Raw genomic sequence first — 26,448 nt, 5'->3', positions numbered from 1 at the left:
GTCGGGCGGGTCGCGGCTGATGCGTCCTGGGTGAGAAGCAAGCCATTGGGAGATCATCGCCATGAACACCGCCACGTCGCTCGTGAAGCCCACCATCACCGCCTTCAAGGCCTCGCCCGATCGCGGCCAGGGCCTGGCGCGCGACATGCGCGTGCGCTGGGCGCTGGAGGAGGTCGGCCAGCCCTACGATGTCCGCCTGGTCACGTTCGCCGAGATGAAGCAGCCGGCCCATCGGGCGCTTCACCCGTTCGGCCAGATCCCGACCTACGAGGAAGGCGACCTGGTGCTGTTCGAGTCCGGAGGCATCGTGCTCCACATCGCCCAGACGCGTCCGGGCCTGTTGCCCGACGACCCGGACGCCCGGGCGCGGGCGGTCACCTGGATGTTCGCCTCGCTCAGCACGGTCGAGCAGTCGATCGTCGAGCTGCAGTTCGTCATGTTCACCGAGCGCGACAAGAGCTGGTACGAGGAGCGCCTGACCATGGTCCACGACCGCATCCGCGCGCGGCTGGCCGAGCTCTCTGACCGCCTCGGCGACGCTGACTGGCTGGATGGCGCCTTCAGCGCCGCCGACCTGATGATGGCCTCGGTGCTGCTGCGGGTCAGGGGCCACGGCCTGCTGGACGAATACCCCAACCTCGCCGCCTATGTCGCCCGCGCCGAGGCCCGGCCCGCCTACCAGCGCGCCTTCACCGAGCAGCTGGCGGTGTTCAAGGCGGCGTTGGCGGGGTAGGGGCGCCCCCGCCGTTGGGGAAGGGCTCGCGCCTAGCGATCTTCGAGGCCATGCCAGACGCGCGAGACAAGAACGCCCGCCGCGTCGGCTTCATAGCGGATCACGTAGCTTGAGCCACCGAACGGCACGATCAATTCCCTGATCCGATCGTCGACCAGGCGTCCTCGGTCAGAGAACTGGGACAGGCTCTCGAAACTCTCTTCGAGCAAGGCGATCAGTCGAATGGCGGCCGCCGGGCTCCTTTCCAACAACCAGTCGTGCAAGCGCTCGATGTCGCGTTCCGCCTGGGCCGAGACGTGAACCGGACGAGCCAGGACGCTACCGGCCGTGGCGCGCGAGAAGGCGATCACGCACTTCGGACCAAGGTTTGGCCTGGCCGGTGCGCTTGGCGTGGTCGATGATGGCGCGATCGATCGCTGGGTCAGGGTCGATCCGACCGGTCTCGACTTCCCCGAGCCCTCGATCAATCAGCAGCGCGGCATAGGCCTGGGGCGTCATGTCGAGCAGATCCGCCATCGCCTTGAGCTTGGCGGCGCGCTCGGGATCCAGGTGAATGTCGAACCCATCGGCCATGGGCGGAGAATCCAACCCATGGCCGATATCGTCAAGGTCAGAGATTCAGCAGCGTCGGATCCCCGCCCTGGGCGGTGATGTTGATGCTCAGCGCCCGCTCGACCGCGTAGCGCAGCAGGGCGTGGGGGCCGCCGGCCTTGGGGCCGGTGCCCGACAGGCCCTCGCCGCCGAACGGCTGGACCCCGACCACGGCGCCGGTCATCGAGCGGTTCACGTAGCAGTTGCCGGCCGGGACCAGGCGCTGGACGTCGGCCGCGAAGCTCTCGATCCGCGAATGGACGCCCAGGGTCAGGCCGTAGCGGCGGGCCGCCAGGGCGCCGGCCACCTGTTCCAGGTCCTCGGGCCGGTAGCGCACCACGTGCAGCACCGGGCCGAACACCTCGCGCTCCAGGAAGTCGGCGGCGGGGATCTCGGCCAGGACCGGGGCGAAGAACGTGCCCGCTTCCGGCGCCGTCAGCTGGTGCAGGACCTTGGCCTCGCGGTCCAGGCGGAGCAGGTGCTGGTCCAGGGCCGCCTTGGCGTCGGCGTCGATGACCGGGCCGACGTCGGTGACGGCCAGGGCCGGGTCGCCGAGCACCAGCGCGTCCATCGCCCCCTTCAGGCCCTCGATGACGTGGTCGGCGGTGTCGTGCGGCAGGAACAGCAGGCGCAGGGCCGAGCAGCGCTGGCCGGCGCTGCCGAAGGCCGACAGGATCACGTCGTCGATCACCTGCTCGCGCTGGGCGGTGGTGTCGACGAACATGCCGTTCAGCCCGCCGGTCTCGGCGATGAACGGCACGATCGGGCCTTGCCGCTGGGCCAGGGTCTGGTTGATCCGCCAGGCGGTGTCGGTGCCGCCGGTGAAGGCCACCCCGTCCAGGCCCTCGTGGGCGGTCAGGGCCGCGCCGACGGTCTCGCCGCGACCCGGCAGCAGGGCCAGCAGGCGGTGGTCCAGGCCGGCCGCGTGGTACAGCTTCACCGCCTCGCAGGCGATCAGCGGCGTCTGCTCCGCCGGCTTGGCCAGCACGGCGTTGCCGGCCGCCAGGGCGGCGGCGACCTGGCCGGTGAAGATGGCCAGCGGGAAGTTCCACGGGCTGATGCAGACGAAGACGCCGCGGCCGGCCAGGCGCAGGCTGTTGGTCTCGCCGACCGGACCGGTCAGGACCTCGCCGGCCAGGCCGAACTGATCCTCGGCCAGCTTGGCGTAGTAGCGGCAGAAGTCGACCGCCTCGCGCACCTCGGCGATGGCGTCGGGCAGGGTCTTGCCGGCCTCGCGCGAGAGCAGGGCGCACAGGCGCTCGATATTGGCCTCCAGCGCGTCGCCCATGGCGCGCAGCACCTCGGCGCGGGCCGGGCCGCCGGCCTGGTCCCAGGCCGGCTGGGCGGCGCGGGCCAGGCGGAAGGCCTGGTCGATCTGCGGCGGCTGGGCCTCGGAAACCACGCCGACGACGCGGTCGTGGTCGGCCGGGCTCTGCACCGGCATCGGCGGGGCGCCGGCCGTCAGCTTGCCGCCGACCAGCGGGCCGGCCGACAGGGTCAGGCCGTCCAGTTCGGCCACGTGCGCGGCCAGGCGGTCGCGGTCAGCCTTCACCGACAGGTCCAGGCCCGCGCTGTTGCGCCGGCGCGAACCGTAGACGTCGACCGGCGTGGGGATCTTGGCGTGGCGGTCGGGGTGGGCCTCCACCGCGGTGACCGGGTCGACCACCACCTTCTCGACCGGCACCCGCTCGTCGAGCAGGGCGTGGACGAACGAGGTGTTGGCGCCGTTCTCCAGCAGGCGGCGGACCAGGTAGGGCAGCAGGTCCTCGTGGCCGCCCACCGGGGCGTAGGCCCGCAGGGTGACCCCGTCATAGAGGTCGTCGGCGGCCTTGTAGAGCGCTTCGCCCATGCCGTGCAGGCGTTGGTGCTCGATCCTGACGCCGGCGTTCTTCGACATCCGCACCACGGCGGCCAGGGTGTGGGCGTTGTGGGTGGCGAACTGGGCGTAGAGGTGCGGGGCCGCGTCGATCAGGGCCTTGGCGCAGACCAGGTACGACAGGTCGGTGGCCGGCTTGGTCGTATAGACCGGATAGTCCGGACGGCCCGCCACCTGGGCGCGCTTGATCTCGCTGTCCCAGTAGGCGCCCTTGACCAGGCGGACCATCAGGCGGCGGCGGGTCTCCTTCGACAGGGCCGTCAGCCGTGCGATCACCTCGGGACAGCGCTTCTGGTAGGCCTGGACGGCCAGGCCCAGGCCGGTCCAGTCGCCCAGTTCGGGCTCGCGGCACAGGCGGTCCAGCAGCTTCAGCGACAGCGCCAGGCGATCGGCTTCTTCGGCGTCGATGGTGAAGTTCAGGTCGTGCCGGGCGGCGATCCTGGCCAGGCGCAGGATGCGCGGATAGAGCTCATCCCAGACGCGGGCTTCCTGCGTGGCCTCGTAGCGCGGGGTCAGGGCCGACAGCTTGACCGACACGCCGTGGCCGGCTTCGGGGCCGGCGCGGTTGGACAGCTTGCCGACCGTTTCGATGGCGTCGGCATAGGCCTTCTCGTAGCGGGCGGCGTCGGCGGCGGTGCGGGCGCCTTCGCCCAGCATGTCGAAGCTGCAGATGTCGCCGTCGCCGGCGGCGCGCTTGATGGCCGCCTCGATGGTGCGGCCTAGCACGAACTGCTCGCCCATGATCCGGATGGCCTGGCCGACGGCGGCGCGGATCACCGGCTCGCCCAGGCGGCCGGCGATCTTTTTGATAAACGCGGGCAGATCCCGCTGAGCCTGGTCGTCGGGCTCGACGATCTTGCCGGTCAGCATCAGGCCCCAGGTCGAGGCGTTGACGAACAGGCTGTCGCTGCCGCCCAGGTGGCTGGCCCAGTCGGCCGAGCCGATCTTCTCGGCGATCAGCCGGTCGCGGGTGTCGTCGTCGGGGGTGCGCAGCAGGGCCTCGGCCAGGCACATCAGGGCCAGGCCCTCGCGGGTGCCGAGGCTGAACTCCTGCAGGAAGCTTTCGACCACGCCCTGCTTGCGGACGCTGCGCCGGGCGCCGCGGACCAGGGCCTCGGCCTCGGCGCGGACGGCGGCGCGATCCTCCGCGCTCAGGGGCTGGGCGGCCAGCAGATCGGCGATCACCGCCGCCTCGTCACGATACTTGCCGTCGTCCAGGGAGTCCCAATCGGTCATGGTCGCCTCGTTGATGGATATCGTCGCTATATCTCTGGATTGTTCGAAGGTGCTTCGTTTGTTTGGCGTCGAAGCTGGATGATCTTCGGTTGGGGCCTGGAATGACGCGATCGGCTTCAGGCGCGTGACAGGCTGTCGCGGCCCGGTCGAAGCATGGAGGGCGAGGAGAGGCTGGGGAAGAGGAGAGGTGGGAAGGGACGCGATACGGGGGGAGGTCGCGCGTCCCTTCCGCTCTCACACGGCGCCGACGGGGGAGAGGGCGCCATGTCTGCGCTCCGCCGGGGGGAGTGGCGGAGGCTGGTCCTAGGTTCGCCGGGGCGCCGGGGGGGGAGTGGCGGCCAAGCTCGCTAGGACGATCGAAGGTATAGGCTTGGCTATGGCGAAGGTGCTTTGTTTGTTGATATGAAATTCCGAACTATCTTCGGTTGGAAGGGGAAATGGCGATGTCTGCTCTGGACGACACCGATCGCCGGCTTCTGCGGGTCCTGCAGGCCGACGGTCGCATCACCAACGCCGAGCTGGCCAAACGCTGCAACCTGTCGCCGGCCGCCACCTTCGACCGGGTGCGGCGGCTGCGCGAGCGGGGCTTCATCACTGGCTATGCGGCCCTGCTCGACCCGGCCAAGGTCGATCGCGCCCTGCTGATCTTCGTCGAGGTGGTGCTGGACCGCACGACCGGCGACGTGTTCGACGACTTCGCCCTGGCCGTGCGCCGCGCGCCCGAGATCCTGGAATGCCACATGGTGGCCGGCGGCTTCGACTACCTGATCAAGGCCCGGGTGCGCGACATGGAGGCCTATCGCGGCTTCCTAGGCGACATCCTCGTGAAGATGCCGGGCGTGCGCGAGACGCGGACCTATGCGGTGCTGGAAGAGGTCAAGAGCACGGTGCAGCTGCCGTTGTAAAAGCATCCGCTCATCCCGACGAAAGTCGGGACCCAAGCCGAGATTCCGTAATGCGCATTGCGGTATGGATCGGCTGCGGACTTCTCTGATGTTCAGCTTGGGTCCCGACTTTCGTCGGGATGAGCGGAGCTGGAGGCGCGTTTCCGATACCCCGCCACCTTGGCCTTGTTGCCGCAGGCGCTCATCGAGCACCAGCGGCGGTCGCCCTTGCGCGAGGTGTCGACGAACAGCACCGCGCAGGGTGGGCCCTCGCACTGGCGGATGCGGTGCGAAAAGTCGCCGCCCAGCAGCGACACGCCCTCGCGGGCCAGCTCGGCCAGCAGGCCGCGGACATCGCCGGACAGGCGGGCGCGGCCGTCCGCGTCCAATTGCAGCGGCGCGGCGGGCAGGGCGGCGTAGCCGTTGAGCAGGTCGCGGTCGGCGTCGGGCAGGACGGCCCCCTCGGCGCGCGACAAGGCCAGGCGATAGAGCGCCTCGCGCAGCGACCGGGCCTGGACCAGATTGCCCTCGGTGGAGCCGGGCGGCGCTTCGGCCAACTCGGCCGCCACCAGCCAGCGGTCGAGATCGGCGGGCGTGGCCAGCAGGTCGCGCGGCGCGGCGCCCAGCCGGCCGACCACGGTCGCCGCCAGGTCCAGGGCGGGGCTGCCGCCGCGAAACTTGAACCCGTCGCGGATCTCCGCCTTCGCCGTCATCACGCGCTCCAAACCGGATTGACAGGTTACGGTGTTTCGCAAAGGATCGGCAAGCTAACCTGATAAGTAGGTTACATTCTGGAGGGCGACATGAATCCGATCCACAGGCGAGGGCTGGGCGCGGGCCTGGCATTGGCGACGACGCTGCTGGCGGGCGCCGCGACGGCCGCCGAACCGTCGCTGGCCGGAACCTGGACCCTGACCGCGGCCGACCGCCTGGCGCCTGACGGCTCGCGCAGCCGCGACTATGGTCAGCATCCGAAAGGGCGGCTGATCATCGACGGCCAGGGGCGCTACAGCCTGCAGATCTTCAGCGGCGAGCGGCTGCGCGTCGCGTCGGGCGACAAGGCGACGGCCACGCCGGACGAGTTCGCCAGCGCGGCGCTGGGATCGTCCACCCACTACGGGACGGTGGCGGTCGACCCGGCCGCCCATGTTCTGGTCTTCCGGATCGAAGGGGCGTCGTTCCCCAACTGGGAGGGGACCGAGCAGCGGCGCAAGTACGTCCTGACCGCCGACAGCCTCAGCTACCAGGTGCCCGTGCCGCGCGCCGACGGCTCGGTCCCGATCTCGGAGTGGCGACGCGAGCGGTAGGGGGCTCGGCTTCGGGGGCGCTCCCTCTTCAACCGTCATTCCCGACCGCTTCACAGCCCCAACCGGACAGCCGTGCCACAAGGGCGGGAATGACGGCTAAACAAAGGGACGACGGTTCCAACCCCAAGGTTGGAAGGGGCGCGCGGGATCTGGGGGGAGCGCGCCCCTTCCGGCTTGGCGGCGTCGGGGGGCGACGCCGCTAGCACTCCCCCGCTGGGGTCGGGGGATCGGCATGGCTCAGCGGTCGGCGGGAGCGCCGCCGCCGAGCGACTTGTACAGCGTGGCCAGGTTGGTGGCCCGCGCCAGGCGGGCCCCGATCAGGCCCTGCTGGGCGGTGTAGAGCGTCCGCTGGGCGTCCAGCAGGGTCAGGGAGCTGTCGATCCCCGCGCCGTACCGGGCCCGCGACAGGCGGACCGAGTCGTTGGCGGCGGCGACCAGACGCTCCTGCGAGCCCACCCGGTCCTGGATCGTCGACTGCACGGCCAGGCCGTCGGAGACCTCGCGGAACGCGGTCTGCACCGCCTTCTCGTAATTGGCCACGGCGATGTCGCGGCTGGCCTTGGCGCTGTCGAGATTGGCCACATTGGCCCCGCCGGCGAAGAGCGGCAGGCTGATGCGCGGGGCGAAGCTCCAGGTCCCATTGCCGCTGTCGAACAGGCTGCTCAGCGCGTTGCTGGCCACGCCGGTCGAGGCGGTCAGGCTGATGCTGGGGAAGAAAGCCGCCCGGGCCGCGCCGATATTGGCGTTGGCGCCGGCCAGGTCATGCTCGGCGGCCAGCACGTCGGGACGGCGGGTCAGGACGTCGGACGGGATCCCGGCGGGCAGGTCGGGCAGGATCTGGGCGGTGACCAGGCCCCCAGCCGGCTGCAGGTCGGCCGGCACGTCGGCGCCGACCACCAGCCGCAGGGCGTTCTTGTCCTGCTCGACCTGGGCGACATAGGTCGCCACGTCCGAGCGGGCCGTTTCGGCCAGGGTCTCGGCCTGGCGCATGTCCAGCTGGTTGGCCGCCCCCGCGTCGAACCGGCCGCGGGTCAGCTTCAGCGATTCTTCCCGCGTGCGCAGGGTCTCCTGGGCCAGGGCCAGCAGGTCCTGGTCGGCGGCCAGGGTCAGCCAGCTGTTGGCCGTCTGGGCGATCAGGCTGATCTGCACCGAGCGGCTGGTCTCGCGGGTGGCCAGGTAGCTCTGCAGGGCCGCGTCCTTCAGGCTGCGGACCCGGCCGAACAGGTCCAACTCCCAGGCCGTGACGCCGACCCCGGCGGTGTAGGCCCTCGTCGTACGATCGCCGCCCTGCAGCGCCGCCTGGTCGGCGGTGGTGCGGGTCTGGGTTTCGCCGGCCGTGGCGTCGACGCCCGGCAGCAGGTTGGCGCGCTGGATCCGGTACTGGGCGCGGGCCTTCTCGATGTTGAGCACGGCCACGCGCAGGTCGCGGTTGTTGCTCAGCGCCAGGTCGATCACCCCTTGCAGGCGCGGGTCGATGAACACGTCGCGCCAGGCCAGGTCGGCGGCGGTGGTCGCCGAACCGTCGGCCCCCGCCGTATTGGCTTGGGCGATCGGCCAGGCGTTGTCGACCGCCAGGGCCGGACGCACGGTCTTGGGCGCCAGGGTGCAGGCGCTCAGGGCCGTGGCCGCGAGCAGGGAGAGGGTCAGGTTACGGACAAGCATCTTAGTGGCTCTCGACCGGAGTCGTGACGGCCTCGTCGTGGCGACGCGGCTTGGGTTTGAAGATCCGCTCGACGATCACGAAGAACAGCGGGACGAAGAAGATCGCCAGCAGGGTGGCCGAGATCATGCCGCCGATCACGCCGGTGCCGATCGCGTGCTGGCTCCCCGATCCAGCCCCGTTCGAAATCGCCAGGGGCAGCACGCCGAAGACGAAGGCCAGCGAGGTCATGATGATCGGACGCAGACGGATGCGGACCGCTTCCACCGTGGCCTCGACCAGATCCCGACCCTGTTCGTGCAGGTCCTTGGCGAACTCGACGATCAGGATGGCGTTCTTGGATGCCAGGCCCATGGTCGTCAGCAGGCCCACCTGGAAGTAGATGTCGTTGCTGAGGCCGCGCAGGGTGGTGGCCAGCAGGGCGCCGACGATGCCCAGCGGGATGACCATGATCACCGACAGCGGGATCGACCAGCTCTCGTAGAGGGCCGCCAGCAGCAGGAACACCACCAGGATCGAGATGCCGTACAGGGCCGGGGCCTGGTTGCCGGACTCGCGTTCCTGGGCTGACAGGCCGGTCCATTCGTAGCCGATGCCGGGCGGCAGCTGGGCGGCGATCTTCTCCATGGCGGCCATGGCCTGGCCCGAGCTCTTGCCCGGGGCGGGCGCGCCCTGGATGTTGACCGACGACAGGCCGTTGTAGCGTTCCAGGCGCGGCGAACCGTAGATCCAGTGGCTGGTCGCGAAGGAGGAGAACGGCGCCATCGTGCCGGTGCTGGTGCGGACGTACCAGCTGTCCAGGTCCTCGGGCCGCATCCGGAAGGGCGCGTCGGCCTGGACATAGACCTTCTTGATCCGGCCGCGGTCGATGAAGTCGTTGACGTACGAACCGCCCCACGCGGCGCTGAGCGCGGCGTTGATGTCGGCCGTGGTCAGGCCCATCGCCCCGGCCTTGGCCTGGTCGATGTCGATCTTAAGCTGCGGGGTGTCGTCCTGGCCGTTGGGGCGCACGCCGGCCAGGGCGGGATCCTGGGCGGCCATGCCCAGCACCTGGTTGCGGGCGGCGATCAGGGCGTCGTGGCCGACGCCGCCGATGTCCTGCAGCTGGAAGTCGAAGCCCGACGAGGTGCCCAGTTCCGGCACGGCCGGCGGCACGACGGCGAAGACCATGGCGTCGCGGATCTGCATGAACTTGGCCATGGCGCGGCCGGCGACGGCCTGAGCCTTCCGGTCGGCGGCCTTGCGCTCGTCGAAGTCCCGCAGGCGGATGAAGGCCAGGCCGGCGTTCTGGCCCGCGCCGGCGAAGCTGAAACCGGCGACGGTGAACACCGCCTGCACCGACTCCTTCTCGTCGACCAGGAAGTGGTTGCGCACCTGGTCGAGCACGGCCTGGGTCCGCTCTTCCGGCGCGCCGGGCGGCAGCTGGACCAGGGTGAACATCGTGCCCTGGTCTTCCTCGGGCAGGAAGGCGCTGGGCAGGCGGATGAACAGGAAGCCCATCACCAGGATGATCACGCCATAGGCCAGCATCCAGCGACCGCTTCGGCCCAGCAGGCCGCGGACTCCGCCCTGGTAGCGGCGGCTGACGTCGTTGAAGTTGCGGTTGAACCAGTTGAAGAAGCGGTTGAAGAGGTTGGTCACGAAGCCCAGCGGCCCCTCGTGGTCGGTCCGCAGGACATGGTCCTGGCCGTGGGCGACCGGCTTGAGCAGGGTGGCGCAGAGGGCTGGGGTGAGGATCAGGGCGACCAGCACCGACAGGGCCATGGCCGAAACGATGGTGATCGAGAACTGGCGATAGATCACGCCCTGCGAGCCGCCGAAGAAGGCCATGGGCACGAACACCGCGGCCAGGACCAGCGCGATGCCGATCAGGGCGCCGGTGATCTCGTTCATCGACTTGCGGGTGGCCTCGACGGGACTGAGTCCTTCCTCGCTCATCACCCGCTCGACGTTCTCGACCACGACGATGGCGTCGTCGACCAGCAGGCCGATGGCCAGCACCAGGCCGAACATGGTCAGGGTGTTGATCGAGTAGCCGAAGGCCGCCAGCACGCCGAAGGTGCCCAGCAGGACGACCGGCACGGCGATGGTCGGGATCAGGGTCGCGCGCCAGTTCTGCAGGAACAGGAACATGACGATGAAGACCAGCACGATGGCTTCGATCAGGGTCTTGACGACCTCCTCGATCGACAGCTTCACGAACGGCGTGGAGTCGTAGGGAACCACGTACCGGTAGCTGGCCGGGAAGGTCTTGGACAGTTGCTCGACCCGCGCCTTGACGGCGTCGGCGGTGTTCAGGGCGTTGGCGCCGGGGGCCAGGCGGATGGCCAGGCCGGCGGCGGGCTTGCCGTTGTACTTGGCGCCGAAGCCGTAGCTTTCAGCCCCCAGCTCGACCCGGGCCACGTCGCGCAGGTGGACGATGGCGCCGCCGGGGCTGTTCTTGACGATGATTTCCTGGAACTGCGCCGGGGTGGAGAGACGCGACTGGGCAGTGATCGTGGCGTTCAGGGCGGTGCCCGGCAGGTTGGGCACGCCGCCCAGCTGGCCGGCCGAGACCTGGGCGTTCTGGGCCCGGATGGCGGCGATCACGTCGGCCGGGGTCAGGCTGTAGCTGGCCAGCTTGTTGGGATCCAGCCAGATGCGCATGGCGTACTGGGCGCCGAACAGCTGGACTTCGCCCACGCCGTCGACGCGGCTCAGCGGGTCCTGCAGGTTGCTGGCGATGTAGTCGGCCAGGTCGGTGTTGGTGTCCTTCGGATCCTCGGAATACATGCCGACGATCAGCAGGAAGTTCCGCGCCGACTTGGTCACGGTCAGTCCCTGCTGCTGCACTTCCTGCGGCAGGAGGGCGGTGGCCGTCTGCAGCTTGTTCTGCACCTGCACCTGGGCGATGTCGATGTTGGTGCCGGCCTTGAAGGTCAGGGTGGTGGTGGCCGAACCCGAGCTGTCGCTGGTCGACGACATGTAATCCAGGCCGTCCAGGCCCTTCATTTTCTGTTCGATGACCTGGGTGACGCTGTCCTCGACGGTCTTGGCCGAGGCGCCGGGATAGATGGCGTTGACCGCCACCTGGGGCAGGGCGATGTTGGGATACTGGGCGATCGGCAGGCTGCGGATGGCCAGGGCCCCCGCCAGCATGATGACGATCGCGACGACCCACGCGAAGATCGGCCGGTCGATGAAGAAACGGGAGAGCATGACGGGCCGGCCTTACTGAGCAGCGGGGGCGGAGGCGGTGATGACGGCCGGCTTCACCGGGGCGCCGGGGCGGACCTTCTGCAGGCCTTCGACGATGACCTGGTCGCCGGGCTTGAGGCCCGAGGTCACCAGCCACTTGTCGCCCACCGTCTGGGTGGTGACGATCTGGCGGGGCTCGGCCGCGCCCTTGGCGCCGACCACCATCACCGTGGCGTTGCCCTTGGGATCGCGGCTGACGGCCGCCTGCGGGATCAGCATGCCGTCGCCGGCCACGCCCTTGCCGAGCACGGCGCGGACATACATGCCGGGCAGCAGCACGCCGTTGGGGTTGTCGAAGGTGGCGCGCAGGCCGACCGAGCCGGTGGTCGGGTCGACCGTGACGTCCGAGAACTCCAGGCGGCCGGGGATCGGATAGATCGAGCCGTCTTCCAGCTTCAGGGTCACCTGGGCCGAACCGCTGCGGCCCAGCTGGCCGCTGTTCAGCGCCGCCTGCAGCTTCAGCATCTCGGCCGAGGACTGGGTCAGGTCGACATAGATCTTGGACAGGTCCTGCACCGTGGCCAGGGCGGTGGCCTGGCTGGCGGTGACCAGGGCGCCGGGCGTGACCGAGCTCTTGCCGATGCGGCCCGAGATGGGCGAGACGACCTTGGTCCAGCCCAGGTTGATCCGGGCGCTCTCCACGGCGGCCTTCTGGGCGGCGACGTTGGCGACGGCCTGCAGGCTGGCGGCCTGGGCGTCGTCGTTGTCCTGCTTGGAAACGGCGTTGATGGCGACCAGCTCCTTGTAGCGGTCGGCCTTCAGCTTGGCGGCGGTGGCGGTCGCCTGGGCCTGGGCCAGTCCGGCGGCGGCGCTGTTGTAGGCCGCCTGGAAGGTGGCCGGATCGATCTGGTAGAGCGGCTGGCCGGCGCGGACATAGCCGCCTTCCTGGAACAGGCGGGCCTTGACGATGCCGCCGACCTGCGGACGCACCTCCGAGACCAGATAGGCCGAGGTGCGGCCGGTCAGCTCGCTGGTCAGGGTGACCGGCTCGGTCTTGGCCACCACCACGCCGACGGGCGTCGGACCGCCGGGGCCCATGCCGCCGGCGCCGGGGCCGCCCTTGCCTTGGCCGCAGGCCGCCAGGGTTAGAGCGATGGCCGCCAGGGAGGCCGCCGACAGGGCGGCGCGAGAACGGTCGAAGGACATACGAAAACCCCAGTAGCGACAGGGCGCCGCAGGCCTTCGGCCTTGACGACGCCCCCTTGGTGACCAACATGAGAATGAACGTTCATTCTCAACGGGGCTGGACATAGGTCCGAGGTTGTCGCAAGTCAACCTCGGGGGTTCCGTCCAGCTTGACGTGACGGAAATTTAATTGGGAAGCGAAGCTTTCGATGATCGACGAGGCCAACACCACGCCGCGGCCGACGCCTGAGGCGCGGCGCCAGCAGATCCTGGACGCCGCGTGCGACTGCGTGCGGCAGGCCGGGTTCCACGGCGCCAGCATGGCCGAAATCGCCAAGACCGCGGGCCTGAGCGTGGGCCAGATCTATCGCTACTTCGAGAACAAGGAGGCGATCATCGCCGCGATCGTCGCCCAGGACCTGGCCGAGATGCGCGAGAAGTTCGCCGAGATGGAAAGCCGGCCGGGCAGCCTGATCGACGCCCTGTCCGAGCACCTGCCCGAGGCCGTCGACAAGTGCTTCGACCTGGGCCGGGCGTCCCTGACCCTGGAGGTCCTGGCCGAGGCCAGCCGCAATCCCAAAGTCGCGGCGATCCTGCGGGCCGCCGACGAACAGGAGCGGGCCTACGCTCAGGCCATGCTGAACCACGGCCGCAGGCCCGAATGGACCGACGCCGAATTCCAGGCTCGATGCGAGGCCGTGGGCTTGTTGTTCGACGGCATGATCATCCGGGCGGTCAACCACCCCGACACCGACCGCGAGCCGCTGATCCGCGTCCTGCGCGAGACGGTTCGGCAACTTTTGACCTAGGGCCGCGAGACTGCGCAAGAACCGTCTCCACTAAGGGGCGTCGACGTAGCGGTGGACAAGATCGCTACACCTTCCGTAACGTCAAGTTGTGACGAGAAAAAAGCGGTCCCATGTCGGGACAGCGCGCCGTCGTGCGTCCTTCGTGGGATCGCGCGCCTCGGATTTGACCGGGAACGGCGCGCGGGCCCTCGGGCCGCCAACAAAAAGGGAAGACGCCATGACCTATTCGACAGTCCGTCCGCACGCGCGCCGGGTTCTCTGGCTGACCGCGGGCGCCGCCGCCCTGGCCCTGGCGGCCTGTTCGCCGCCGGCCGACAAGAAGGCCGAGGCGCCTGCCGCCCCATCGGCGTCGTCGGCCGCAGCGCCTGCGGCGGACAAGTTCGTCATGCCCAAGGTCCCGGCCGGCGACTACACGCTGGATCCGGCCCACGCCAACCTGGAGTTCAAGGTCAACCACCTGGGCTTCTCGCACTACACCGCGCGGTTCAGCGACTTCGACGCCAAGCTGAAGTTCGACCCGGCCAACCCCTCGGCCTCCAGCGTCGAGGCGACGATCGATCCCAAGTCTCTGACCCTGCCCACCCCGCCGGCCGGCTTCAAGGACGAGCTGACCGGCAAGGCCTGGCTGGACACCGGCCAATATCCGACGATCACCTTCCGCTCGACCAAGGTCGAGGTCACCGGCGCCAACACCGCCAAGGTCACCGGCGACTTCACCCTGCACGGCGTGACCAAGCCGGTGGTGCTGGACGCCACCTTCAACGGCGGCTACGCCGGCCACCCGATGGACCCGCACGCCCGCATCGGCTTCTCGGCCCATGGCACGTTCAACCGCTCGGAGTTCGGCATGGGCTTCGGCGTCCCGGCCCCGGGCACGACCATGGGCGTCGGCGACGCGGTCGAGGTGACGATCGAAGCCGAGTTCAGCGGCCCGCCGCTGCCCAAGACCGAGGCGGCGGCTCCGGCGCAATAGCGCGACGAGTCCGGATCGGGGACATCCGGATCGGGGACAGGCGCACGCGCCTGTCCCCAGCCCGTCCCAGGGCGCGTGACTCTATGCCAGCGCCCGGTACTTGAACCCCCGGAACCGCGCCGAGCCTTTCCCCGCCGCGTAGAGGCCCGGCTTCAGCATCAGGAAGCCGCCGCGCACATTGTGGTGGTAGCCCGAGACCTCCATGCCGCGGTCGAACCGCTTCCAGGTCGCCCCGCCGTCACCGCTGGTGTGGAAGCTGACGATGTGACGGTTGTTCCTCAGCCGCATCAGCATCTTCGGCCCGTGCGGATTGGCCGGCCGGCCGCGCTCGATGCCGTACTGGTGGGTGACGAAGGCCTTCGCATCGAACCCCAGGCCGCAATAGAGCTGGCGGTCGTAGAACAGGATCAGGCCGGCGCGGGTCTCCGGATCGACCTCGATCTCGCACTCGATCTCATAGGCCTGGTCGCCGTTGACGAAGATCAGGGGCGCGCCGCTCGACGGGGCCTCGCCCGCGCCCTTCAGGGTCAGGACGCCGCCCTCGCGCCGGATCCGGTCTCGCTCGCCGGGCCTGGGGTCGAAGAAGCTCCATTGCACGCCGTACCTGTCGGCCGAGAAGTCGTCCGACAGGGCCATGCCGTGGGGGACTGGGGCCCCGCCCCTCGGCTTGGAGAGGGGGCGAGACAAGTCGCCGCCGCCGACCTCGAACCAGCCGTCCCTGGTCCATCTCACGGGAGCCAGCAGGGTCTGGCGGCCCAGGGTGTAGAAGCTGTTCTCGTAGCCGTGATAGACGGTCCACCAGTCGCCCGACGGGCCTTCCACCAGGGTGGCGTGGCCGCGTGACCACCATGTCTCGCTGTTGTTCGTCGTGCGCACCACCGGGTTCCTGGGATCGTCCTCCCAGGGGCCGGCCAGCGATCTGCTGCGCGCGACGATGACCATGTGGCCGGTCGGCGGGCCGGCCGTGCCGCCCACGGCGGTGACCAGGTAATAGTAGTCGCCGCGCCTCATCACCTTGGGCCCCTCGGGCGAGAAGCCCTCGACGTCCCAGTCGTCCGGATAGCGCCAGGGATCGTAGACGTGCTCGGGCTGGCCCACCGTCGACAGGCCGTCGGGCGCCAGCTGGATGCGGTCGCCGCCCGACAGGAACAGCCAGCGCACGCCGTTCTCGTCGACCACGTGGCCGGGGTCGATATAGCGGGGCAGCTTCAGGTCGACCGGCTCGCTCCACGGCCCCTCGATCCGGTCGGCCCAGATCACGTAGCTGGTGTTGTTGCCGGGCTGCTTGGCCGGCAGGTAGATGTAGTAGCGGCCCTTGTGCTTGCAGAGCTCGGGGGCCCAGATCGAGCCGACATTGGTCTTCAGGGCGGGACCGACCGGCGTCCAGTTCACCAGGTCCTTCGACCGCCAGATCAGCAGGCCCGGATAGGCGTCGAACGACGAGTGGGTCATGTAGTAGTCGTCGCCGTCCTTGAGGATCGATGGGTCGGGATGGTCGCCGGCCAGGATGGGGTTGAGGAAGGTCCCGTCGCCCAGGTCGGCCTTGCGCTGGCCTTCGATCCCCTTGGCCCAGGTCGGGCCGGCGCCGGGTGTCGGGGCGGCGGGCAGGGCTCCCATCTGGGCGGCGGCCTCGCTGGCGGCGGGCAAGGCGGCCAGACCGGCGCCGGTCAGCAGCGAGCCCAGGGCGCGGCGGCGATCGATATCGACCATGGAAGTTCCTCCCGACGATTACGCTTACGTCTCTTGGCGCTCACTTAGCGGTAAGCGTGCGGGAGTGTCCACCGGTGTCATTCCTTGTCGCAGTTGATTTCTATCATGTTTTTTCGACATTCCGGCGCGGCCCTTAACAACGTCGCCGGATGGGCGAACCGCACAAAAAACATTGTCCGAGAACAACGGCGCCCGGGAGAGGATCTCCCGGGCGCCGAGCCGGTTCAGGGATAGTAGGGATCCGGCGGATCGTGGCAGTCGATTGGCGTTTCATCGAAGTAAGGGGTGCTGATTCCCCACCACATGTGCGGCTGTCCGTTGCAATACAGGGTCTGCTCGCCGACCTGGGTGGTGTGGGCGGCGTCGTCGAAATAGACGCGGTCCCAGCCGTTTTTCGGGTAGGCGATCGCCACCAGGGGCGCGGTGATCGCCGCCAGCACGCCGACGCCGGCCATGGCCCATCTCAGTCTTCTGGTCTTCAACACTGCGAGTTCTCTCGAATGCCCGTGAGCGGCCCTCACGTGGTTCCATCCTGAGCGCGTCGGTGCGATTTGATCAATTTAAAATAGCGTATTCGTCAGAATAATCCTGGATTGCACATCGAAGCAGAGAAACACCCGAGAGAAGGTCTCTCGGGTGTCCTTGTTCTAGATGCTCCCCCTGTGGGGGAGCTGTCGCGGAGCGACTGAGGGAGCTATGCGGCCTCCGCCGTGCTTCCCCCCTCCGGCCCTTCGGGCCACCTCTCCCAGAGGGGGAGGATCAGCCTCAGCCCTCCATCGCCTCCAGTTCCTTGCCACGGGTTTCGTGGACCAGCTTCTGGACCAGGAAGTACGAGACCAGGGCGCTGACGGCGTAGAAGCCGTAGGTCATGGGCAGGCTGATCGCGGCCAGGGCCGGGAAGCTGACCGAGATGGCGAAGTTGGCGATCCACTGGGCGAAACCGGCGACGGCCAGGGCCGAGCCGCGCATCTGGTTGGGGAACATCTCGCCCAGCATGACCCACATGACCGGGCCCCAGCTGAGGTTGAAGAACACCACATAGGCGTTGGCGGCGAACAGGGCGATCGGGCCCGTGCCGGCGGCCAGGTGCAGCGAGCCGTCCACCGTGGTGGCGGTCGAGAAGCACCAGGTCAGGATCCCGAGCGTCACGGCCATGCCGGCCGAGCCGATCAGCAGCAGCGGCTTGCGGCCGATCTTGTCGATCACCGCGATGGTGGCCAGGCAGGCCAGGATCGACAGGGCGCCCGACAGGATGTTGATCTTCAGGCTGTCGTCCTCGGTGAAGCCCACCGACTGCCACAGCACCGAGCCGTAGTAGAAGACGATGTTGATGCCGACCAGCTGCTGGAACACGGCCAGGATCAGGCCGGCCCAGACGATCAGGCGGACCTTCTTGGTGGTCGGGTCCAGCAGGTCGGCCAGCTTGGGCTTGTGATGGTCGGTGGCCAGCGAGGCGCGGATCTCGGCGACCTTGCCGGCGCCCTGGCCGGCGCCGAACAGGCGCGAGAGGATCTTCTCGGCCTCGGCTTCCTTGCCCTTGGCGACCAGGTAGCGCGGGCTTTCCGGGATCGACAGCAGGCTGAAGAAGAAGATCGCGGCGGGGATGGTCTGCATCCAGAACATCCAGCGCCAAGCGGGCAGGCCCAGCCAGAACGGGGCGGTCGAGCTGCCGGCGGTGTGGGCCAGGATGTAGTTGGCCACGAAGGCGCCGGTCAGGCCGGTGATGATCATGATCTGCTGCACGGACGACAGCCGGCCGCGGATGTTGGCCGGCGTGACTTCCGAGATATAGACCGGGCACAGCACGCTGGCCGCGCCGACGCCCAGGCCGCCAATCAGGCGGAAGGCGATGAACACCAGCGAGGTGTGCGAGGCGCCGGTGCCCAGGGCGCTGACCAGGAACAGCAGGGCGGCGACGATCATCACCGTGCGGCGGCCCCAGACGTCGGCCAGCCGGCCGGCGGCGAAGGCGCCGGCGGCGCAGCCCAGCAGGATGGCGCCGACGTTCAGGCCGGTGCCCAGCTTGCTGAGGCTGAAGGCCTTCTCCAGGCCTTCCTGCGTGCCGTTGATGACGCCGCTGTCGTAGCCGAACATGAAGCCGCCGATGGTGGCGACGGCCACGATGGCGGCGATGAAGGCCATGTTCACCTTGGCGCCGTCGGCGCTCATGCCGGGGCTGGGCCCGGCGCTCGAAACTGATGCCACTTTGGTCTTCCCCGATTGGCCCGCAGGCCGCGTTTGATCCCTAACGAGTCCCGTTGTGGGCTCTTGGTTGGCCCGACCTTAATGTTAGCGGTATCAGGTCGCAAGCACCCTCAAGATGTCCAGGCTTAAGGCGCATTGGCAACGTTGTCATCTGTCCTCCGCGGGTCCTGCGCACGAACATTGCCGAAAAGACATTTGCCCCGCGCGGTCCGATGGCGTCTTAGCCTTGGCGTCGGGGGCGAGCGTCCGCCGACGGTTCTTGGGGGAAGTGCGTTGCGTCTGAAAGTCCTGTTGCTCGCCGCCGTGGCGGGTCTGTCGCCGAGCCTGGCCTTGGCCCAGGCCGCCCCGCCGACCGCCAAGCCCGCGCCCGCCGGCAAGCCGGCCGAGTCCCCGACCGCCGTCGAGGGCGTGACGGTGACCAGCGACTCCACCGCCCTGCGCACCTCGATCGACCGCCGCAGCTACAGCGTCGCCAACGACCTGACGGCCAAGACCGGCTCGATCGCCGACGCCCTGCGCAACATCCCCTCGGTCGAGGTCGACGTGCAGGGCAATGTGAGCCTGCGCGGCGACCCGAACGTCACGATCATGATCGACGGCAAGCCCTCCAGCATGTTCAACGGCGACGGCAAGGCCGACGCCTTGCAGCAGATGCCGGCCGACCAGATCGACCGGGTCGAGGTGATGACCAACCCCTCGGCCGCCTACCGTCCCGACGGCACGGCCGGGATCATCAACCTGATCACCAAGAAGACCCGCAAGCCGGGCGCGACCGGCTCGTTCAAGCTGAACGTCGGGCCCGACGGCCGCTACAACACTGGCGTCACCGGCAACCTCAACAAGGGCAAGCTGACCCTCTCGGGCGACGCCGGCTTCCGCTACGACCGGCAGAAGTTCTGGTCGACCGACGAGCGCGACACCGCCACCGCGACCGACCCCGGCGTGCACACCGTGCAGGACGGCGCGTTCAAGAACGCCGGCAGCGCGGTCAACCTGCGCGGCGGCGTCGACTACAACCTCACCCCGAAGGACCGGCTCAGCGGCGAGGTGCGGTTCCGAGGCATGGACTACAGCACCGGCGGCGAGGAGACCTTCACGATCCTGGGCGCGCCGCCCAGCGCCTCGACCGTGGCCTATGCCCGCGACTCCAGCGCCAAGATGGACCGCAGGAACGGCGCGGTCAGCGGCGACTGGCGCCACCAGTTCAAGGGCGCCGAGCATGAGCTGGACGCCCATCTGGAATACGAGGTCACGGACTTCCAGCGCGACAGCCAGGCCTTCATCGACAACACCCCGTCGCCGGATGTCTACGAGACCTTCGGGTTCGGCGCCGACCAGAACCGGGTCAACTTCAAGCTCGACTACACCCGCCCGATGGCTGGCGAGGCCAAGCTGAAGACCGGGCTCGACCTGGAGGGCGTCGACAACGACTATGACAACCACGGAACCTTCGGCCCGTCGCTGGCCGGCCAGATCGTGGATCCCAGCCGCACCAACCGCTTCCTGTACGACCAGGACGTCTATGCCGGCTATGTCACCTATGAGCGGCCTTTCGGCGACTTCACGGCCCTGGCCGGCCTGCGGGCCGAGCAGGTCGAGATCCGTACCAACCAGGTGACCTCGGGCCAGAAGGACGACAACAGCTACTTCCGGCTCTATCCGTCGCTGCACCTGGGCTACACCGTGAGCCAGACCCAGACCCTGATCGCCAACTACAGCCGGCGGGTCCAGCGCCCGCAGGTCCAGGACCTGAACCCCTACCGGATCTACCAGGACCCCAACAACTACCGGGCCGGCAATCCCGACCTGAAGCCGCAGGTCACCGACTCCTACGAGCTGGGCTGGCAGTACCGCAAGGGCCCGGCGTCGTACCTGGCCACGGCCTATTACCGCGAGAGCCGCGACGGCGTCACCGACGTGGTCAGCGACCTGGGCGGCGGCGTGTTCCTGAACACCCGCGAGAACCTGGCCAAGAGCCGCAACGGCGGGCTGGAGCTGGTGGCCAACGGCAAGCTGACGCCCAAGCTCAGCTACAACATCAGCGGCAACGCCTTCTGGAACGAGATCGACGCCAGCGACCTGGGCTTCACCGGCAAGCGGTCGGGCACGACGCTGTCGGGCCGCGCCAGCCTCAGCTGGCAGGCCACGCCCAAGGACTTCTTCCAGCTGAACGGCTTCACCTCGGGCAAGCGCCTGACGCCGCAGGGCCACCGCGAACCGATCTCGCTGCTGAACCTGGGCTATCGCCGCAAGGTCAGCGACCGGCTGAACGTCGTGGTCACGGCCAACGACGTGCTGAACGCGTTCAAGGACGTCACGGTCATCGACACGCCGTGGCTGCAGGAACGCGCCGAGCGGCGGGCCAACGTCCGGGCGGTGTTCTTCGGCTTTACCTACAGCTTCGGTGGCGGCAAGGCCCGGCCCGAACAGTTCGACTTCGGTAGCGGGGCGGTCGGCGGGTAGGGGGCAGTCACTTGCCCCCTACGGATCGCTTCGCGATCGTCTTCCCCCAGAGGGGGAAGAGCGCCTGACGCGAAGGCTCCGCCCCCTATGGGGGCGGACAGACCGCGTAGCGGTCAGGTGGGGGCAAATGATCGCCGCGAGGCCCTCAGTGGTTATGCCGCGGCAGCTTGGCCGCCAGGTCCTGGTACTTGACCGCGAACTCCAGCACCCCGCCGGTCTCCAGCTGGCCCGTGTGGGCGCGGTAGATCTCCTGCCACGGGGTCATGGTCGCCGGCACGGCCGGAATGCCTTCGGCCTTGCGGGTGGCGATCTCGACCTCGGACACCAGGGCGTCGCAGCGGCCGGTGTTCAGGTCGATGCGGATGGTGTCGCCGGTGCGCAGCCACGACAGGCCGCCGCCGACCGCGCTCTCGGGCGAGGCGTTGAGGATCGAGGGGCTGTCGGCGGTGCCCGACTGGCGGCCGTCGCCCAGGGTGGGCAGGCTCATGATCCCGCGCTTCAGCAGGGCGTCCGGCGGCTGCATGTTGACCACCTCGGCCGAGCCCGGCCAGCCGATCGGGCCCGCGCCGCGGATCACCAGGATGCAGTGCTCGTCGATCTCCAGCGCCGGGTCGTTGATCCGGGCGTGGTAGTCGTCCGAGCCGTCGAACACCACGGCCCGGGCCTCGAAGATGTCTTCCTGGCCCGGCTTGCTCAGATAGCGGGCCCGGAAGTCGGCGCCGATCACGCTGGACTTCATGATCGCGAAGTCGAACAGGTTGCCCTTCAGCACCAGGAAGCCGGCCTTTTCGGCCAGGGGCTGGGCGTAGGGGAAGATCACCTCGCGGTCCTTGGTCTCGCGACCTTCCAGGTTCTGCGCCATGGTCTTGCCGGTGACGGTCAGGACGTCGCCGTGCAGGCGGCCCTGCTGCAGCAGTTCCCACAGCACCGCGGGCGCGCCGCCGGCCCGGTGGAAGCGCTCGCCCAGATACTTGCCGGCCGGCTGCATGTTGACGATCAGCGGGATGTCATAGGCCGCCCGCCAGTCGTCGGCGGTGATCTCCAGCCCCGCGTGACGCGCCATGGCGGCGATGTGCGGCTGGGCGTTGGTCGAGCCGCCGGCCGCCGCCACCAGGGCGATGGCGTTCTCGAACGCCTTCTTGGTCAGGATGTCCTTGGGCTTGATGTCCTCATAGGCCAGGTCGACGATCCGCTGGCCGGTGCGATAGGCCATCTGGCCGCGCTCGCGATAGGGGGCGGGGATCGCCGCGCAGCCGGTCAGCGACAGGCCCAGGGCCTCGGCCACGGCGTTCATGGTCGAGGCCGTGCCCATGGTGTTGCAGTGGCCGGCCGAGGGGGCGCTGTCGGCGGCGCGCTGGATGAACTCGGCCTCGTCGATCTCGCCGGCGGCCAGCTTGCGGCGCGAGCGCCAGATCACCGTGCCCGAACCGACCAGCTCGCCGTCGTGCCAGCCGTCCAGCATCGGCCCGCCCGACAGCACGATGGCCGGGATGTTGACGGTGGTGGCGGCCATGATGCCGGCCGGGGTGGTCTTGTCGCAGCCGGTGGTCAGGACCACGGCGTCGATCGGATAGCCGTGCAGGGTCTCGACCAGGCCCAGATACGACAGGTTCCGGTCCAGGGCCGCGGTCGGGCGGCGGCAGTTCTCGAAGATCGGGTGGACCGGGAACTCCATCGGGATGCCGCCGGCGTCGCGGATGCCGTCGCGCACCCGGGTCACCAGGTCCAGGTGGATGCGGTTGCACGGCGAGATGTCGCTGCCGGTCTGGGCGATGCCGATGATCGGCTTGCCGCTGCGCAGCTCCTCCGGGGTGATCCCGTAGTTCATGAACCGCTCCAGATAGAGGGCGGTCATGTCGATGTGGTCGGGATTGTCGAACCAGTCGCGCGAGCGGAACCGGCGGGGCGTTCTATCAGGGGCGGTCAAGGCGCACCTCGCATTGCGGTTGGCCGGCGACGGCGACCGGCAGGGCGAACAGGCCGCCGCACAGCGGATAGGCGTCCAGCTGCTCGTCGCTCAGGCCCTTGCGGGCGGTGGTGAAGTAGAGGGTCTTCAGGTCGGGCCCGCCGAAGCAGGGCTTGGTGACATTGATGGCGTCCAGGGTCACGCGGTCGACGATCTCGCCCTCGGGCGACAGGCGCAGGGCGCCGTGGCCGCCCCACAGGGCCGTCCAGACATAGCCCTCGGCGTCGACCACCGAGCCGTCGGGCCAGGCGTTCTCCATGTCCAGGCGGAAGAACTGGCGCTTGTTCGACAGGCCGCCGTCGGCGTCCAGGTCATAGGCCCAGATGATCTTTTCCAGGGTGTCGGTGTGGTAGAAGGTCTTGCCGTCGGGCGAGGCGCACGGGCCGTTGGTGATGCAGATCCCGTCGTCCTGCTTCAGCGGCCGGCCGGCCTCGTCCAGGCGGTAGAGCGCGCCCGTCAGGGTGGTCTCGGCGTCATGCATGGTGCCGAACCACAGCCGGCCCGCGCCGTCGACGGTGGCGTCGTTGGGGCGGTTGTCCAAGGCCGCGTCCTCGATCTCGCTGAGGAAGACGAAGCCGCTGTCGGGATGGAAGTGGTGCAGACCGCTCTTGAGGCCGGCCACGAAGCCGCCGCCGGCCCGCGGGGCCAGGAACGTCACCTGGTCGGGCGCGTCGAAGCTGGCCGTGGCCCCGCTGGCCGGATGGAAGCGGTGGACCTTGTGGCTCTTGATGTCGACGAACCACACGGCCTGTTCCTCGGCGGACCAGATCGGCCCCTCGCCGAGGGTGGCTTTCAGGTCCCAGACGCAGGTGGGGGTAGGCATGGGCGACGTTCCTCTCAGTTCAGCGCGGTATACCCCCTCAGTCGCTTCGCGACAGCTCCCCCAGAAGGGGAGCATCTGCACAACGTAGTTCCTCCCCCTCTGGGGGAGGTGGCCCGAAGGGCCGGAGGGGGCTCTACGCGCCGATCAACGCCAGCCGGCGTCGATCCAGTATTCGTGACCGGTGCACAGGCTGGCGTCGTCCGAGGCCAGGAACATCACCAGGGAGGCGACGTGGTCGGGGACCAGGCGGCCCTTCAGGGCCTGGGCCTTGACGATCTCGGCCTCGCCCTCGGGCGTGTACCACTTCTCCTGGCGCTTGGTCTTGATGTTGCCCGGCACCACGCAGGTGACGCGGATGTCGTCGGGACCCAGCTCGCGGGCCAGGGCGCGGGTCATGCCCTCGATGCCGGCCTTGGCGGTCTCGTAGAGGACCAGGTCCTCCAGGCCCAGGTGCCAGCTGATCGAGCCGAAGTTGATCACCGCCCCGCCGCCGCGCGCCTTCATGCCCGGGGCCACGGCCTGGGTGCAGAACAGCATGTGGCGCAGGTTGACGTTCATGCGCTCGTCCCAATAGGCGGGCGTCACCTCGGCCAGCTTGTGGCGGTCGTCGTTGCCGGCGTTGTTGACCAGCACGTCGATCGGGCCGATCTCGGCGAAGGCCTTGGCCACGGCGTCCAGGTCGGTCAGGTCGCAGCGCAGGTAGACCGGCGCGATCGGCGAGCCGGCCAGCTGGGCGGCCAGGGCCTTGGAGTCCTCGTCGGCGACGTCGAGGAAGATCACCTCGGAACCCTGGCGCGCGAAGCCGGCGACGATGCCGGCGCCGATGCCCGAGCCGCCGCCGGTGATGACGACGCGTTTGCCCTTGAGGCTGGGATAGATGGCGGAGGACATACGCGTCACGACCAGGAAGAGACGATTTTCAGGGAGATCACAGCAGGCCGCGGCCGGCCAGATTGCGGATCAGGGCGGAGAGGCCGAACGTCCACGGAGCGGCGAGATCACACGTGGTCACCTCGTTCTCCAGCACGCCCAGCTTGGGGGTGGCGACGCGGACACGGTCGCCGACCTTGTGGGTGAAGCCCTGGCCGGCCGCGTCGCGGTCCTGGATCGGGGCGAACATCGTGCCCAGGAACAGGGCGAAGCCGTCCGGGTACTGGTGCTGCTTGCCAAAGGCCTGGGCGGCCAGCACCGCCGGGTCGCGGCTGATCAGGCTCATGTTGCTGTGGCCGTCCAGCACGAAGTTGTCGCGGCCGGTGATCTTCAGCGTCACCTCGGCCGAGCGGACGTCGTCCAGGCTGAAGCCGTCGTCGAACAGCCGGAAGAACGGGCCGATGGCGCACGAGGCGTTGTTGTCCTTGGCCTTGCTGAGCAGCAGGGCCGAGCGGCCTTCGAAGTCGCGCAGGTTGACGTCGTTGCCCAGCGATGCGCCGCGGATCCGGCCCGAACCGTCGCACAGCAGCACGACCTCCGGCTCGGGATTGTTCCAGTGGCTGTCGCTGCGCACGCCGACATGGTCGCCCCAGCCCATCGACGACAGGGTCGGGCCCTTGGTGAAGATCTCGGCGTCGGGGCCGATGGCGACTTCCAGATATTGCGACCACAGGCCGCTCTTGATCAGGGACTGCTTCAGGCGCTCGGCGCCTTCCGAGCCCGGATCGACGCTGCGCAGGTCGCCGCCCATGCTGGCCGACAGCTGCTCGCGGATCTGCAGGGCGGCGGCGGCGTCGCCGCGGGCCCGCTCTTCGATCACCCGCTCCAGGGTCGAGACCGCGAAGGTCACGCCGGCGGCCTTCAGCACCTGCAGGTCGACCGGGGCCAGCAGCTTGGCGGCCGCGCCTTCCGGGTTCTCCCAGACGGCGCGCACGTCCAGGGCCTCCAGCGGACCCAGGTCCTCGCCGGCGGGAATCGCCGCACCGGGCGCGAAGGCGTTCATCAGGTCCGACGTGGTCGGGGCGATCTTGCTGACGTCCTCGATGCGGCCGTTGCGGATCAGGACCGGGGTCGGGCCCTGGCCGAAATCGATGCGGCCCAGCAGGGTCGCGGCGCGCCAGTCGTCGGGAAGGAAATCACTGAGGGCCACCGGTCGTCTCTCCCTGGCGGGCGCGCTGGACCGGTCTTGACTCGCCGCCCACGCCCCCCTTGCTCACAGATCTTGTTGTTAGCGCTAACACAACGCCCAACGCAAGCCCCGCCGCGCCGGGCGGATCGCGCCGACCGGCCAGCCTCCCCTGGCGGACGAGCGCGCTTGAAACCATCTTAACGGCGCAAGCTCAAGCAGGACAACGCCATGACCGAGCGGCCGATCAAGATCCCGGGGCCCGACCACCCCATCACCGTCACGCCAAATTCCCGGCGCGTGACCGTCACCCTGGGCGGCAAGGTGATCGCCGACACCCGCGACGCCATGACGCTGCGCGAGGCCTCCTATCCGCCGGTGCAATACATTCCGCGCCAGGACGTCGACATGGCCCTGCTGGCCCGCACCGACCACGCCACCTATTGCCCCTACAAGGGCGAGGCGTCCTATTTCAGCATCCCGCTGGGCGGCGAGCGGTCGGTCAACGCGATCTGGACCTACGAGTCGGCCTATCCGGCGGTGGCGGCGATCCAGGATCACCTGGCGTTCTATCCCGACCGGGTGGACGCGATCGTCGAGGAGGGCTGACCGGACCGTTCGAGGAAGACGGCCTGATTGGTGGTGGTGAAGTTCCGACGCCTACCGCCCCGCGCCTCAATCAACTTGCCGAGCCGGAGATCGGGAGAAAGAAGGGTGGTTAGGACGCAGGCGTTGCTCGCATCGGGTGACGCGGATTGCGCCGGATGAAAGCGTCAACGTCTCTCAACCGTTCC

21 protein-coding genes are annotated in these 26,448 nt (G+C 69.0%); 7 read left to right on the top strand and 14 right to left on the bottom strand.

From position 1 onward, the window contains the following. Positions 1-61 precede the first annotated feature (61 nt). Positions 62-733: a glutathione S-transferase family protein gene (locus tag EV278_RS11640; RefSeq protein WP_243692167.1), complete on the top strand. Its 672-nt coding sequence runs from the start codon at positions 62-64 to the stop codon at positions 731-733. A gap of 32 nt (positions 734-765) precedes the next feature. Here EV278_RS11640 and EV278_RS11635 read toward each other — a convergent pair whose 3' ends face one another. Genes EV278_RS11635 through putA form a run of 3 tightly spaced genes read right to left on the bottom strand, consistent with a single transcriptional unit; the run spans position 766 to position 4,451 of the window. After that, complete coding sequence (locus tag EV278_RS11635; RefSeq protein ID WP_243692166.1) at positions 766-1,083, bottom strand: type II toxin-antitoxin system RelE/ParE family toxin; 318 nt, start codon at positions 1,081-1,083, stop codon at positions 766-768. After that, positions 1,052-1,306 carry an antitoxin gene (locus EV278_RS11630; RefSeq protein WP_132091133.1) on the bottom strand — a complete coding sequence of 85 codons (255 nt, stop codon included), beginning with the start codon at positions 1,304-1,306 and terminating at the stop codon, positions 1,052-1,054. The genes EV278_RS11635 and EV278_RS11630 overlap by 32 nt, the downstream gene beginning before the upstream one ends. 37 nt (positions 1,307-1,343) lie before the next feature. After that, the gene (gene putA, locus EV278_RS11625; protein WP_279389375.1) at positions 1,344-4,451 is read right to left on the bottom strand and encodes a bifunctional proline dehydrogenase/L-glutamate gamma-semialdehyde dehydrogenase PutA; all 3,108 of its coding nucleotides are present in this window, start codon (positions 4,449-4,451) and stop codon (positions 1,344-1,346) included. Positions 4,452-4,873: 422 nt separating this feature from the next. On the opposite strand from putA, the gene EV278_RS11620 reads away from it, so the two are divergent. Further along, positions 4,874-5,341 carry an Lrp/AsnC ligand binding domain-containing protein gene (locus EV278_RS11620; RefSeq protein ID WP_132091128.1) on the top strand — a complete coding sequence of 156 codons (468 nt, stop codon included), beginning with the start codon at positions 4,874-4,876 and terminating at the stop codon, positions 5,339-5,341. Between the two features lie 92 nt (positions 5,342-5,433). On the opposite strand, the gene EV278_RS11615 is transcribed toward EV278_RS11620, so the two are convergent. Beyond that, positions 5,434-6,033: an ABATE domain-containing protein gene (locus EV278_RS11615; protein WP_132091125.1), complete on the bottom strand. Its 600-nt coding sequence runs from the start codon at positions 6,031-6,033 to the stop codon at positions 5,434-5,436. A 90-nt stretch (positions 6,034-6,123) separates the two neighbouring features. Between EV278_RS11615 and EV278_RS11610 the strand changes: the two genes are divergently transcribed. Further along, on the top strand, positions 6,124-6,627 hold the full coding sequence (locus tag EV278_RS11610) for a lipocalin-like domain-containing protein (RefSeq protein ID WP_132091122.1): 504 nt from the start codon (positions 6,124-6,126) through the stop codon (positions 6,625-6,627). A gap of 237 nt (positions 6,628-6,864) precedes the next feature. On the opposite strand, the gene EV278_RS11605 is transcribed toward EV278_RS11610, so the two are convergent. From EV278_RS11605 to EV278_RS11595, 3 genes are read right to left on the bottom strand one after another with little or no spacing between them, the layout of a single operon-like run. Further along, on the bottom strand, positions 6,865-8,289 hold the full coding sequence (locus tag EV278_RS11605; RefSeq protein WP_132091119.1) for an efflux transporter outer membrane subunit: 1,425 nt from the start codon (positions 8,287-8,289) through the stop codon (positions 6,865-6,867). Position 8,290: 1 nt separating this feature from the next. Next, on the bottom strand, positions 8,291-11,485 hold the full coding sequence (locus EV278_RS11600; protein WP_132091116.1) for an efflux RND transporter permease subunit: 3,195 nt from the start codon (positions 11,483-11,485) through the stop codon (positions 8,291-8,293). Positions 11,486-11,497: 12 nt separating this feature from the next. Further along, entirely contained in the window at positions 11,498-12,670 is a 1,173-nt protein-coding gene (locus EV278_RS11595) for an efflux RND transporter periplasmic adaptor subunit (protein ID WP_132091113.1), read from the bottom strand. Positions 12,671-12,858: 188 nt separating this feature from the next. Between EV278_RS11595 and EV278_RS11590 the strand changes: the two genes are divergently transcribed. Then, positions 12,859-13,458, top strand: coding sequence for a TetR/AcrR family transcriptional regulator (locus EV278_RS11590; RefSeq protein ID WP_132091110.1), 600 nt, complete (start codon positions 12,859-12,861; stop codon positions 13,456-13,458). Positions 13,459-13,675: 217 nt separating this feature from the next. After that, positions 13,676-14,431, top strand: coding sequence for a YceI family protein (locus EV278_RS11585; protein ID WP_132091108.1), 756 nt, complete (start codon positions 13,676-13,678; stop codon positions 14,429-14,431). An 81-nt stretch (positions 14,432-14,512) separates the two neighbouring features. On the opposite strand, the gene EV278_RS11580 is transcribed toward EV278_RS11585, so the two are convergent. The 3 genes from EV278_RS11580 to EV278_RS11570 all read right to left on the bottom strand — a co-directional run bounded on the left by EV278_RS11580 (position 14,513) and on the right by EV278_RS11570 (position 18,346). Beyond that, the gene (locus tag EV278_RS11580) at positions 14,513-16,141 is read right to left on the bottom strand and encodes a family 43 glycosylhydrolase (RefSeq protein ID WP_132091105.1); all 1,629 of its coding nucleotides are present in this window, start codon (positions 16,139-16,141) and stop codon (positions 14,513-14,515) included. Positions 16,142-16,365: 224 nt separating this feature from the next. Further along, positions 16,366-16,623: a DUF6289 family protein gene (locus EV278_RS11575; RefSeq protein ID WP_132091102.1), complete on the bottom strand. Its 258-nt coding sequence runs from the start codon at positions 16,621-16,623 to the stop codon at positions 16,366-16,368. Positions 16,624-16,906: 283 nt separating this feature from the next. Then, a complete protein-coding gene (locus EV278_RS11570; RefSeq protein WP_132091099.1) occupies positions 16,907-18,346 on the bottom strand; it encodes a sugar porter family MFS transporter in 1,440 nt (479 codons plus the stop codon). 273 nt (positions 18,347-18,619) lie between these two features. On the opposite strand from EV278_RS11570, the gene EV278_RS11565 reads away from it, so the two are divergent. After that, positions 18,620-20,809 (top strand): outer membrane beta-barrel family protein, encoded by a 2,190-nt coding sequence (locus EV278_RS11565; protein WP_132091096.1) that lies wholly within the window; start codon positions 18,620-18,622, stop codon positions 20,807-20,809. Positions 20,810-20,954: 145 nt separating this feature from the next. On the opposite strand, the gene xylD is transcribed toward EV278_RS11565, so the two are convergent. The 4 genes from xylD to EV278_RS11545 form a co-directional block, all read right to left on the bottom strand. After that, positions 20,955-22,736 carry a xylonate dehydratase XylD gene (xylD, locus tag EV278_RS11560; RefSeq protein WP_132091093.1) on the bottom strand — a complete coding sequence of 594 codons (1,782 nt, stop codon included), beginning with the start codon at positions 22,734-22,736 and terminating at the stop codon, positions 20,955-20,957. Continuing rightward, on the bottom strand, positions 22,723-23,598 hold the full coding sequence (locus EV278_RS11555; RefSeq protein WP_132091090.1) for an SMP-30/gluconolactonase/LRE family protein: 876 nt from the start codon (positions 23,596-23,598) through the stop codon (positions 22,723-22,725). The genes xylD and EV278_RS11555 overlap by 14 nt, the downstream gene beginning before the upstream one ends. A 144-nt stretch (positions 23,599-23,742) precedes the next feature. Then, positions 23,743-24,489 carry a D-xylose 1-dehydrogenase gene (xylB, locus tag EV278_RS11550; protein WP_132091087.1) on the bottom strand — a complete coding sequence of 249 codons (747 nt, stop codon included), beginning with the start codon at positions 24,487-24,489 and terminating at the stop codon, positions 23,743-23,745. 37 nt (positions 24,490-24,526) lie between these two features. After that, the gene (locus EV278_RS11545; RefSeq protein WP_132091084.1) at positions 24,527-25,678 is read right to left on the bottom strand and encodes a fumarylacetoacetate hydrolase family protein; all 1,152 of its coding nucleotides are present in this window, start codon (positions 25,676-25,678) and stop codon (positions 24,527-24,529) included. A gap of 207 nt (positions 25,679-25,885) precedes the next feature. Between EV278_RS11545 and EV278_RS11540 the strand changes: the two genes are divergently transcribed. Then, positions 25,886-26,263, top strand: a complete 378-nt coding sequence (locus tag EV278_RS11540; RefSeq protein ID WP_132091081.1) for a DUF427 domain-containing protein — start codon at positions 25,886-25,888, stop codon at positions 26,261-26,263. The last annotated feature ends 185 nt before the right edge of the window (positions 26,264-26,448 follow it).

The sequence above is a fragment of the Caulobacter sp. BK020 genome, from assembly GCF_004342605.1.
Classification (GTDB): domain Bacteria; phylum Pseudomonadota; class Alphaproteobacteria; order Caulobacterales; family Caulobacteraceae; genus Caulobacter.
This window is presented reverse-complemented; position numbering and strand designations above follow the sequence as displayed.

Bases quoted from the DNA above. Each gene is read 5' to 3' on its own strand.
- EV278_RS11540 (WP_132091081.1), top strand. From the start codon at position 25,886: ATGACCGAGCGGCCGATCAAGATCCCGGGGCCCGACCACCCCATCACC.
- EV278_RS11590 (WP_132091110.1), top strand. From the start codon at position 12,859: ATGATCGACGAGGCCAACACCACGCCGCGGCCGACGCCTGAGGCGCGG.
- EV278_RS11630 (WP_132091133.1), bottom strand. From the start codon at position 1,306: ATGGCCGATGGGTTCGACATTCACCTGGATCCCGAGCGCGCCGCCAAG.
- EV278_RS11640 (WP_243692167.1), top strand. From the start codon at position 62: ATGAACACCGCCACGTCGCTCGTGAAGCCCACCATCACCGCCTTCAAG.
- EV278_RS11610 (WP_132091122.1), top strand. From the start codon at position 6,124: ATGAATCCGATCCACAGGCGAGGGCTGGGCGCGGGCCTGGCATTGGCG.
- EV278_RS11595 (WP_132091113.1), bottom strand. From the start codon at position 12,670: ATGTCCTTCGACCGTTCTCGCGCCGCCCTGTCGGCGGCCTCCCTGGCG.
- EV278_RS11605 (WP_132091119.1), bottom strand. From the start codon at position 8,289: ATGCTTGTCCGTAACCTGACCCTCTCCCTGCTCGCGGCCACGGCCCTG.
- EV278_RS11620 (WP_132091128.1), top strand. From the start codon at position 4,874: ATGGCGATGTCTGCTCTGGACGACACCGATCGCCGGCTTCTGCGGGTC.
- EV278_RS11600 (WP_132091116.1), bottom strand. From the start codon at position 11,485: ATGCTCTCCCGTTTCTTCATCGACCGGCCGATCTTCGCGTGGGTCGTC.
- EV278_RS11615 (WP_132091125.1), bottom strand. From the start codon at position 6,033: ATGACGGCGAAGGCGGAGATCCGCGACGGGTTCAAGTTTCGCGGCGGC.
- EV278_RS11580 (WP_132091105.1), bottom strand. From the start codon at position 16,141: ATGGTCGATATCGATCGCCGCCGCGCCCTGGGCTCGCTGCTGACCGGC.
- xylB (WP_132091087.1), bottom strand. From the start codon at position 24,489: ATGTCCTCCGCCATCTATCCCAGCCTCAAGGGCAAACGCGTCGTCATC.
- EV278_RS11555 (WP_132091090.1), bottom strand. From the start codon at position 23,598: ATGCCTACCCCCACCTGCGTCTGGGACCTGAAAGCCACCCTCGGCGAG.
- EV278_RS11585 (WP_132091108.1), top strand. From the start codon at position 13,676: ATGACCTATTCGACAGTCCGTCCGCACGCGCGCCGGGTTCTCTGGCTG.